Source organism: Pseudomonas imperatae (assembly GCF_057128625.1).
This window is the reverse complement of sequence record NZ_JBSKHP010000076.1, coordinates 1-660: the sequence shown is the minus strand read 5'-3', so window position 1 is coordinate 660 and position 660 is coordinate 1. Positions and strand designations below refer to the sequence as shown.

At 40.6% G+C, this 660-nt stretch carries 2 protein-coding genes; both read left to right on the top strand.

The window, feature by feature from the left end; genetic code table 11:
- Positions 1-147 (top strand): 3-oxoacyl-[acyl-carrier-protein] synthase III C-terminal domain-containing protein (locus ACWKWX_RS32665; protein ID WP_483829935.1); only part of this gene is annotated, 147 nt, incomplete at its 5' end.
- A 25-nt stretch (positions 148-172) separates the two neighbouring features.
- Positions 173-660 (top strand): PLP-dependent transferase (locus ACWKWX_RS32660; RefSeq protein WP_483829934.1); only part of this gene is annotated, 488 nt, incomplete at its 3' end.

Sequence of the window (660 nt, the reverse complement as noted above, 5' to 3'; positions counted from 1 at the left end):
CAGAGATATGGAAATACGACAGCAGCAACGATTCCGTTGTGTTTATGGGAATGGCAAAACCAACTAAAGAAAGGAGATAATATTGTATTGGCTGCATTTGGAGGCGGCTTTACCTGGGGTGCAACTTGGGTAAAGTGGGGGTATTAATTCTTATGCTTACCTTCATTCCTGAATGAGAGAAAGAAAATTAACCGGTATCGGTACTACAGCTATTCATGCAGCAGGTCATGAACATGCAGATCATGCGCATCATGCACCTATTTACGCAAGTTCAACCTTTACTTTTGACTCTGCAGCAGAGGGTAGTGAGCGTTTTTCCGGTGCCGATAAAACACGTATTTACAGCCGATGGGGTAACCCTACATTTACTGCTGCAGAAAATACTATTGCTGCTTTAGAAACATTTGGTGTAAACGATACCGATGGATCTCCATTTAAGGTAAAAGCATTATTGCATGCAAGCGGACAAGCAGCCCTCACCACCTTATTCTTAGGTAATTTAAAATCAGGTGATGCGGTGCTTTCTCATAAGGCATTATATGGAGGAACTCATGAGCTTTTATATAAAGTATTGGAGAATACAGGCATCCAGCCCATCATCATAGATTTTCATGATCTATCATTACTAGAAAGAACACTTTCTATAAACAAGCATATCCA